Below are 9,785 nucleotides of genomic sequence, written 5' to 3'. Positions count from 1 at the left end.
CGGAGCTGCGGCTGTACTGCGGCGTAAAGACCGGCAGACGCTCCTCGGGCGGCTGGCTGAACAACGGCTCGCCTTCGTCGTTGACCAGATTGGTTAACGGGGCGGCAGCGGCCAGTGGCTCCAAAGCGGGATTGCCCGGCGTGCGGCTGAATCGCCAGCCTGGCGTATAGGCATCCTCATCCCAGAGATAGCGGCGCGGGCTGGAAATGCCGGTTGCGCCTTCCGTGCCTAAACGTTGCAGCGCCAGGTTGCTCGCCTCGCGGCCCACGCGGGTAATCGAAGGCCAGATAAAAGCGTCATCACGTCCGCTTTCCATGGAAAAATTCTGCTTGCCGAAGCTGGCCTGCGCAAACTCCACGCGACTCTCGAACAGTTCGTTATAGACGCGGTGAGGCGTGCCCAAATCCCTCAGATGCAGCTCATAGGTGTGTTTGAGACCGTGGTGATCGTCGACGTGATCTTCCACCATAATGCCGCAGGTATGCGAGTTGCCAACGTCCAGGATCAAATCGACCGGAATGGCCGGTTCCTGTAGCGTGGCGGCGCTAATCTTCAGCTCCGGCAGCGCCAGCTGGTGGCCAAGCATATGCAAAATATTCAGGTAATGTGCCTGATACTCGAATTCGCGCAGTGCGGTGCGGATATTCACCTGTGGGCGCTGCTCAACGGCGGCGGCCTGCTGGCTGAACACTTCGCGCAGCCAGCCATCAATCCAGGTATGGTCAAGAAACTCACCCAGCTCGTTGCTGCGGTAAGCCAGCGCAAAGTTGACGCCGTTTTTGACGTCGCTCTCGACTAACGCCAGCGATTCATCTTCACCTTCTGGCCAGGTTCGGGTTTCAAAAGCCAGACAGATACGGTGCGTCTTGCCGTTTTGATCGGGTTTATCCAGCGCAACAATCTGTACACGCGCCCAGTTATCTGGCCCGCCGATAAAAGTGCGGGGCGGGTTAAAGCGGAAAAAGGGCAGCGGCAGCCATACGCCATCCAGCAACGCCAGCGACTGAGCCAGCGGGAAACTGAACTCGGGCTTTACCACTTCCGGCATACCGCCCACGGTAATAGGCAGCAAATATTTGCCGGTCTGCGCGTTAAAATTCAGGCGTAGCAGCGGGCCGTTGGCCGTCTGGCGGACAAATTTGCCCGGCAAATCGTTTTCCGGATCCGGCGTCAGGGCAAAATCCAGAAACTGGATACCGCTGTTCTGGATAAGCGTCATGTTCGGTTTAAAATCTGCGGTCGCCAGTATCATTATTTGCTCTCACGCTTCATCGTCATCGGTAATACGGTATCGGCATCATATTGGCCGCTACAGGCGGCGGCAGTGCCTTCTGCGCCCTGCACGCAGGTCAGTTCAGGCATGTGGTAGCGCGAACCGTCGCTGCATTTAGCCCGGGTGCGGCTGTTAATCACCAGGTTGCCGGATTTCATCAGGCCTGCGTAGACATCCGCACGACAAACTGTGCCGTCGCCTTGGGTCATCTGCGCCAGGCCTTTGCCGTTGCGGAACTGGTAGCGCAGCACGGGCGGTTTGCCGGTCAGCGGGGTTTTGATAGTAATAATTCCGCGCCAGTTGCCATTAAGAAAACGAGTCGATCCCAGTTTTACCGCGTCGGCGGGCAGCACTAAGTCGTCTTTACCGGCCGGGACAGCAGGGGGCTGCTCAACAGGAGCAGGCGTGGCCACAGCTGCGGGTTGCGCCGGCTTTTCCGCGACGGGTGCGACACTGGCAGCGGCTACAGGCAGGGCAACGGTCGCTGCCGTTTCAGCCGGTTGTTTCACTGGTGCGGCAGCAGCCGGTTGTTCTGCGGTAAGCTGTTTAGCCGGGACCGCAGCGGGTTGTTCTGGTACAGATGTGGTTTTTGCCTCGTTCTCGTGGGTGGCTTGTGACGCTGTCACTTCCTGGTGCCCGGCGGAAAAGTTTTTCATCTGTACACCAAAAACCACCAGCAGCGCAGCGGCGGGTACTATCCAGCCATAGCGCAGCAGGTTTTGCTTAGCCGCGCTTGCAGGTTTAGCCGACGCTGCAGCAGCCGGGGTTGGCTCAGGCTCAGGTTCAGCTTCCGGCTCGGCAGTTGTCTGATAAGCAGCAATGGCAGGGGGAACAACGGGCGCTACCGCAGGCGTAACAACAGGGGCGACGGCGGGGCTGACGACGGGTGCTGCGCTTACCGTCGGCGTTGTGCTTACCACCGGCGCAGCAGCAGTCATTTTCGACAGCGTCAGCGGGGCTTCTTCTTCAACGGCGCGCAGGCAGTCCAGCGGATCCAGCTGGCCTTTTTTCTCCAGGCTGACAAACCCCCAGAAAGTCAGGACAGGTTTGCCCCCCACCAGATAGACAAAGTTCTGATCGGGAAACTGAATGGCCTTAGCCAACAGCGCACCAAAGAGTTTCTGGCTGTTTTTATCGGACTGCTGCGCGCGCTGGCACAGGTCAGCCACCGTTTGCTGGCAGGCAACCAGCTGATTCAGCGCATGCGCGCGTGCGCTATCGCTGGCCGCGGCCCAGGAGGTGACTCTACCGGAAACAGGCGAATACCAGTCCAGGCGGTCACCGGCATCGTTGGGTTGAGGAATAGCCAGGCAGTCAGCAACCTGCTGCTGCTTCCGCAGACGCAGCGTCTCGCGCAGCTGCAGGGCTGATAAGTAAACGGGCTGACCGTTCTCACCAAGAGGGAGAACCGCGTCCAGGCTTCCGCTGCGTAAAAATAGTTTAGCCACGCACAGACCTTTTTTAGTCAGGATTCAATAAGTTTTAATCCAAATTTCTATTTACTGTAGTCGAGTGGACTTAAATCAAATACAGAAATAAGAGGGTAAAGCGCGTTTTACTCTACTCATGAAGCGAAAAAAAATCAGGAACAGTTTCATTTTAAAGGAAAAACGCCTGGAAAGGCAGCACCTCTCACACTAACAGGTGTCGCCGGGGATAATTTTTTTATCTGAAATGCCGATAATACTTTTGTGACGAATACCATAAATATGACAAAAGGTTACAACATGACAGGCACTGATAAATCGGGGATATTCTCCTGGCTGAAGTCCTTCGCCAGCCAGCCACGGGCAACACTCAGTTCGCTGAACAATGCTATCGCGATGATCGAATTTACGCCCGAGGGGCGCATCCTGACGGCGAACGCACTGTTTTTGCAGGCTGTCGGCTACACGCTGAACGAAATCGTGGGTCAGCATCATCGTATTTTCTGTACAAATGAGCTGATCCAGTCGCCGGAATATGGCCAGTTCTGGCAACGCCTTGCGCGCGGGGAAAGCTTCAGCGATAAGTTTTTGCGGCTGGGGAAAAACAACCGCACTATCTGGCTTGAGGCTAATTACGTGCCGGTACGGGATCGCCGCGGGCGAGTGGTTAAAATCGTCAAGCTTGCCTCTGATATTACTCGTCGTATCCAGGATGCTCAGGAGCAGCGGGCGATGACCACCGCTATCAGCCGCTCGATGGCGGTAATTGCCTTTAACCTTAAAGGTGAAATACTGCGTGCTAACCAGAACTTTTTAAAAACCACCGGTTACGGCCTTGAGCAAATCGTCGGGCGTCATCACCGTATGTTTTGCTCGCCGGAAGTGTATAACAGCCGTGAGTACAGTGAGTTCTGGCAAAAGTTGCAAAGGGGCGACTTTGTCTCCGGGGAGTTTCCTCGCGTCAACAGCAAAGGTGAAACGATTTGGTTGCGTGCGACCTATAACCCCATCTTCGACAGCAATAACAAACTTTATGAAGTGGTAAAATTTGCTACCGACGTGACGGCACAGGTAGAGAAGAACCAGCAGGAGCGCGAAGCGGTCGATCATGCTTATAAAGCGGCACAGGAAACCAGACAGAACACCCGGCTCGGCGTCAGCGTGATTGAAAACAGCGTGGCGCGCATGAACGAAGTCGCCAGCGAAATGCATAAAGTTTCCGGGGACATTAACGGGCTCAGCTCCCAGTCAGGGAAAATTGGCGAAATCGTGGAAACGATCCGCTCTATTGCTAACCAGACCAACCTGCTGGCGCTAAATGCTGCCGTTGAGGCGGCAAGAGCGGGCACCCATGGCAGGAGTTTTGCGGTAGTGGCTAACGAGGTGCGTAGCCTGGCGGCCAATATCAATACGGCCAGTCAGGAGATCGCGGGCATGATTGACCGCAATCAGCAGCTGGCCCAGCTGGCGCAAAAAAATATCACCGCTAATCTGGCGCGGGCCGACAGTGGGGTGGCGCTGGTGAAAGAAGCAGGCGACGTCATTGTGAATATTCAGAATAATTCAGAGCAGGTGGTGGAAGCCATCGGTAACGTGACGCAGCATTTAGCCCGATAGCGACATGACCGACCATCCCGTTGCGGCAATAACACGCATAGTACGGCACGGATGGTCGAATTTTTACATCCTGATACACTCCCTGTGGCTAATGACTCGTTTCGCTCCCTGACCATCCGGCTGGTTTTGCTAAACTCAGTCCGTTAACGAACCAGAGGAAGAGAGTATGAAAATCAAAAGCTATGCAGCAATGGAAGCCGGTAAGGCACTGGAGCTGTATGAGTATGATGCGCCGGAGTTGAGCGCCGAGGAAGTGGAAGTCGAAGTGGAATATTGCGGCGTCTGCCATTCCGATCTCTCAATGATCGATAACGAATGGGGCATTTCGCGCTACCCGACTATTGCCGGCCATGAAGTGATTGGGCGCGTTTCTGCCATGGGCGAAGCGGCAAAATCCAAAGGTCTTTCCGTAGGCCAGCGCGTAGGCATCGGCTGGACGGCAAAGAGCTGCCAGCACTGTGACGCCTGTATTAACGGCGAGCAGGTGAACTGCGAACAGGGTTCCGTTCCTACTATTTTGAACAACGGCGGTTTTGCCGAGAAGCTGCGCGCCGACTGGCAATGGGTTATTCCTCTGCCGGAAAACCTGGATGCGTCAACCGCAGGCCCGCTGCTTTGTGGCGGCATTACCGTCTTTAAACCGCTGCTGATGAGCAATATTACGGCCACCAGCCGCGTAGGCGTGATCGGTATCGGCGGCCTGGGGCATATCGCGATTAAGATCCTGCGTGCCATGGGTGCGGAAGTGGTGGCATTCAGCTCCACGCCGGATAAAAAACAGTCCATCCTGGAAATGGGTGCGGACGAAGTCATCAACAGTCGCGATCCGGAAGCGCTGAAAAGCCAGGCTGGTCGTTTTGATCTGATTGTCAGCACCGTGGCGGTCGATCTGGACTGGAAACCTTATTTCGACGCGCTGGCGCCTCAGGGCAAGTTCCATACCGTAGGGGCAGTGCTCAAACCGTTTGAAGTGTCGGCTTTCCAGCTGATCATGGGCGATAAAGCGCTGACCGGCTCTTCAACCGGCTCGCCGGGCCAGCTGCGTTCGCTGCTGAAACTGGCTTCCCGCCGCGATATCGCGCCGCGTGTGGAGTATTTCCCTATGTCTAAAATCAACGAGGCATTGGATCACGTTCGCGCAGGTAAGGCGAACTATCGCGTGGTGCTGAAAGCGGATTTCTAGTGCAGGTTGCTGACGACTGATTTTTTAAACGGCGACTTTTATGGTCGCCGTTTTTTGTCAATTCCAGCCGGGGAGGCCGTGACGTGTTATCAGCCTTGTCCCGCGTCAGCCTCGGTAAAAGCAGGTTTCTTCAGGCCCGTCGTATAGGCTACTTTTTTCACTTTTTCTGGCGTAGTGGTCACTTTCACTGCCGGAATGGTGACCCGACCAAAGCCGAGCAGGGTAGGCACGTAGCCGCCGACCTGGTGCTCGCCTGCGGGCAGGTGAAGCTGCAGGCTTTGCCCACGGATCAGCGCGCCGGCATCTTTACCGTCCACGGTTACATAAATGGCGGAGCCATCATCGGTGCGGCTGGTTACGTGGGAAACGTCAACCTGGGTCGGCCCCGTCGAGAAATCGTCGGCCGAGATCTGTGCCGGGCCTTTAAAGAAATCCTTAGCCGACGCGGTGACGGATGCTGTGGCCGGTTCATCTTTCTTATGACTGGAGCAGCCGGTCAGGGTTATTGCGGCCATCGCTATGGCCAGGGTGAAACGACAGATCATTATACCTCACTATCCTCTACGGCTTTTAAGGCGCTATTTTAGCGTTTGGGCGCATCCGAAAACAGTCAGGTCTCTTCTTAAAATGTGTCTTATCGCATTTTTTAGCCGTTGCAGACAGTATGCTGACAAGGGTTTACCCGCTGCCTGCCAGCTTTAGTTACATCATACTAATTTTAACTCATAATAATCCACGCATTAGCCAAGAGATAATACTTAGCCGGGCAGGTAAAAAACCCTGGGAAGACCAAGGGTAAACTTTACCGCCTATTTGCATTTTCCAGGGAAGTAAAACGCAGGGAGGGCACATTTGTAGCGTTGCTGCCTGGTTTCTCGCTGCACTATGCCGGAAAATTATCTGTCCCTGATATCATCCAGAAGCCAGCCCACAAGCTGGCCCTCAACTTAGCCAATCACTTTATTTCTTCCTGCCAGTGGCGCGATCGCCACTTGTAACAGGCTTAACGCAATTAAAAACAGCAATGGGGCTGTCCAGTTATCAAAACGTTGATGTAACAGCCCAAAAAATAACGGGCCGAGCGCGGCCAGACCGTAACCCACGCATTGCGCCATGCCCGATAGCCGCGAGGCCTGATAATGATTGCCTGCTCGCAGCCCAAATAAAGAAAGGCTTATCACTAAAGAGGCGCCCGCACCCAGCCCGGCAAGAGTCAGCCAGAGTATGGCCAGAGGCGGCCACAAATAAAGGCCACATAACCCGATAAAAATCGCCAGCGAAGCGAGCAGGGCGATGGCGCGCTGATCGCGCAGCCGCACCATTGCCCGCATACAGGCAAGGTTGGCGGAAATCGCCACAATCTGATAGAGAAACAGCAGCCAGCCCGCGGCAAGCTGGCTAAAACCCTGCGCTTCTGCCCAGGGGGTAAACCAGGCGATCAGGGTGTAAAAGGCCAGCGACTGTAACCCCATAAACAGCGATACCTGCCAGCCTAATGCAGCACGCCACGGCGATCGCAGCGCAGAATCCTTACGCGTCGCACCAGACTTTAATGGATGAGCGTTTTTTAGCAGAGGTAGCCAGGCCGCCAGCGCGATCGCAGCCGGGATCAGCCAGACTCCCAGCGAAAAAAACCAGCCAGCATTCCTCAATCCTGCCAGAGGCACAGCAATGCCGGAAGCCACACTGGCCGTGATTGACATAACGCAGGCATAAAGCGCGATATAGCGAGCCGCATGTTGGCTGAAATCACGTTTAATCAGCGGCGGTAGCAGCACGTTAGCGGCCGCAATCCCTCCGCTCAGGAGAGCCGTTCCCAGCCACAGCGCAAGGCTACTGCCGGAAATACGTATAGCGGAACCGACCAGAATCAGCCAGATCGCCACCCAAAGCGTTTTCTCCAGCCCAAAGCGATTCCCTGACCATGCAGCAGGGGGCGCAAGTAACGCGAACATCATCAGCGGAATAAAATTAAGCAGGCCGGCATCCGTCGCCGTCAGGCCAAAGGTAAGGCGGATATCTTCCAGTACCGGGCCGGTCGCCGTCAAAGGCGCGCGCAGGCAGGCGGCAGTAAGCAATAAAACGGTCAGGAAGAAGTGTGGACGGGCAAAAAATGAAGACATTATCGGCATCGCAAAAAGAGCAGGCCTGGCCTGCTGATTAGGCGTTGATTGACGTTAACGCTTACGCAACAAAAGGGCTTGTTGTCTGGACAGGATGTTAACGGCTAAGGCGCACCGCTGTAAACCACCCTGAAGCCCGGTCGAGTAAGAAGGTTAATCATTACACATGATTTACAAAATCCTGAAAAGGTCATTAATAGTCTTTTACATGAGAAATAAAAAAAATTATAGTTCTCATTCGCATTTGTAGATGGCCGTATCTTTCGGGAAAAGCCGGGGCAGAGAGGCCAGCAGAAGCGTTCCACACAACAAAAAAAGCACCGTGGCTGAACGGCACAGACCGTTTATCAATAATGACAGGATCGAGGTAGTCATGTTTTTTGCTCAACACATTAACAGGGAAATACGGCCGCAGGGCGGTGTAGTCACTTCTTATTCCATCGTCGCCGCGCTGGTCGCGGTAGCGTTACAGATTCCTCAGGCCACGGCAGCGGAAACGGCGGAGCAAACTTTGACGGTGAATGCCGCTTCCGATGATGCCACCGATACTTCAACGTCCGATTACAGTGTACCCATCACTTCTGTCGGCACGAAAATGCCGCTGATTGCGCGCGACATTCCGCAATCGGTAAGTATTATCAGCAAGCAACGCATCCAGGATCAGCAGCTGCAATCGTTGGGCGAAGTGTTAAACAATACGACGGGCGTGATGCAGTCAGTGGCGGATATGGATCGCCGCACCTATTACTCACGCGGTTTCCTGATCGACAACTATATGATTGACGGGATCCCAACCGTATTTGAAGAGCGCTGGAATCTGGGCGACGCCCAGTCAGATACGGCCCTGTACGACCGTATTGAAGTGGTACGCGGTGCAACGGGCCTGATGACTGGCGCGGGCAATCCTTCCGCTGCGGTCAATATGGTACGCAAACATGCAGACAGCAAAACCGCCACGGGTGAGCTTTCCGCTACTTACGGCAGCTGGAACAAACAGCGTTATGTAGCCGATTTGTCATCACCGTTGAGCGAATCCGGCAACGTACGCGGCCGTGTCGTTGCCGGTTATCAGGACAACAACAGCTTTGTTGAACGGTACAGTGCAGAAAAGAAATTTATCTACGGCGTGGTGGATGCCGATCTGACCGAGCACACCACGCTTTCCGTCGGCTATGAATATCAGCAAACCAACGCGGACAGCCCGACCTGGAGCGGCGTTCCCCGCTGGCACAGCGATGGATCCGCCACTGACTATCGTCGCGGTTATAATACGTCGCCAGACTGGGCCTATAACGATAAAGAAAGCAAAAAGGTTTTTGTTAACTTAAAGCAGCGCTTTGATAATGGCTGGCTGGTTACGCTGAACGGGACCCATAACGAAAGCTTCCTGGACAGTCGTCAGCTCTATATCGACGGTTTTTTTGATAAGAATACCGGCGCGGGCGTCTCTTCTTACGCGGATTATCCGGTGGTAGGCGGTACCGGTTATAATACCGGCAAGCGTAAAGTCGATTCGGTTGACACCTTCGCCAGCGGCCCTTACGAGCTGTTTGGCCGCCAGCACGAACTGATGGCGGGCGTCAGCTACAGTAGGCAAAAGAACACCTATTACAGCGCTTTTGACAATATTTCTTCCGACATGCTGGGCGACTTCAATCGCTATAACGGTCAGTACGCAGAAACCGAATGGGGCGAGCGCACGCTGGCTCAGGAAGATGTCACTCGTCAGAAATCTGCCTACATGGCTACCCGCATTACCCTGGCCGATCCACTGCATCTGATTCTTGGCGCGCGCTATACGCGCTGGAGCACTAACACGTTGACGCAGGATATGGCGAAAAACAACATCACGCCGTACGGCGGTCTGGTGTATGACATCAACGAAAACTGGTCGGCCTACGGCAGCTACACCTCAGTGTTCAAGCCACAGACCTATCGTGATATCAACGGCAGCTACCTGTCACCGGTTGTGGGTAAAAACTATGAGGCAGGCCTGAAGTCCGACTGGCTGAACAGCCGCCTGACCACATCGCTGTCGGTGTTTCGCATTGAACAGGATAACGTGGCCCAGAGCACCGGGCAGATTATTGCCGGGTCGACCGAGACGGCCTACGTAGGAAAATCAGGCACGGTAAGCCGTGGTGTGGAATTTGAAGTGAACG

The 9,785-nt window shown here is 54.8% G+C and carries 7 protein-coding genes; 3 read left to right on the top strand and 4 right to left on the bottom strand.

All coding sequences use genetic code 11. The features are described from left to right. Together RTK32_RS13545 and RTK32_RS13540 are read right to left on the bottom strand one after the other, a co-directional pair. Window positions 1-1,252 (bottom strand): virulence factor SrfB (locus tag RTK32_RS13545; protein WP_312044775.1); only part of this gene is annotated, 1,252 nt, incomplete at its 3' end. Beyond that, entirely contained in the window at window positions 1,252-2,721 is a 1,470-nt protein-coding gene (locus RTK32_RS13540) for an SrfA family protein (RefSeq protein WP_312044773.1), read from the bottom strand. The genes RTK32_RS13540 and RTK32_RS13545, both read right to left, overlap by 1 nt. A 279-nt stretch (window positions 2,722-3,000) precedes the next feature. On the opposite strand from RTK32_RS13540, the gene RTK32_RS13535 reads away from it, so the two are divergent. Then, window positions 3,001-4,317, top strand: a complete 1,317-nt coding sequence (locus RTK32_RS13535) for a PAS domain-containing methyl-accepting chemotaxis protein (protein WP_312044771.1) — start codon at window positions 3,001-3,003, stop codon at window positions 4,315-4,317. A gap of 166 nt (window positions 4,318-4,483) precedes the next feature. Next, window positions 4,484-5,500, top strand: coding sequence for an NAD(P)-dependent alcohol dehydrogenase (locus RTK32_RS13530; protein WP_312044769.1), 1,017 nt, complete (start codon window positions 4,484-4,486; stop codon window positions 5,498-5,500). A gap of 89 nt (window positions 5,501-5,589) precedes the next feature. On the opposite strand, the gene RTK32_RS13525 is transcribed toward RTK32_RS13530, so the two are convergent. Both RTK32_RS13525 and RTK32_RS13520 read right to left on the bottom strand, forming a co-directional pair. Continuing rightward, entirely contained in the window at window positions 5,590-6,045 is a 456-nt protein-coding gene (locus tag RTK32_RS13525; RefSeq protein WP_312044767.1) for a hypothetical protein, read from the bottom strand. 402 nt (window positions 6,046-6,447) lie between these two features. Beyond that, window positions 6,448-7,623: an MFS transporter gene (locus RTK32_RS13520; protein ID WP_312044766.1), complete on the bottom strand. Its 1,176-nt coding sequence runs from the start codon at window positions 7,621-7,623 to the stop codon at window positions 6,448-6,450. 373 nt (window positions 7,624-7,996) lie between these two features. Between RTK32_RS13520 and fhuE the strand changes: the two genes are divergently transcribed. After that, on the top strand, window positions 7,997-9,785 hold a 1,789-nt coding region (fhuE, locus tag RTK32_RS13515), incomplete at its 3' end, for a ferric-rhodotorulic acid/ferric-coprogen receptor FhuE (RefSeq protein ID WP_312044765.1).

The organism is Erwinia sp. (genome assembly GCF_031978025.1).
Taxonomy (GTDB): Bacteria; Pseudomonadota; Gammaproteobacteria; order Enterobacterales; family Enterobacteriaceae; genus Erwinia.
Note: the sequence above shows the minus strand (reverse complement) of the source record. Positions and strands in the feature narration are given on the sequence as shown.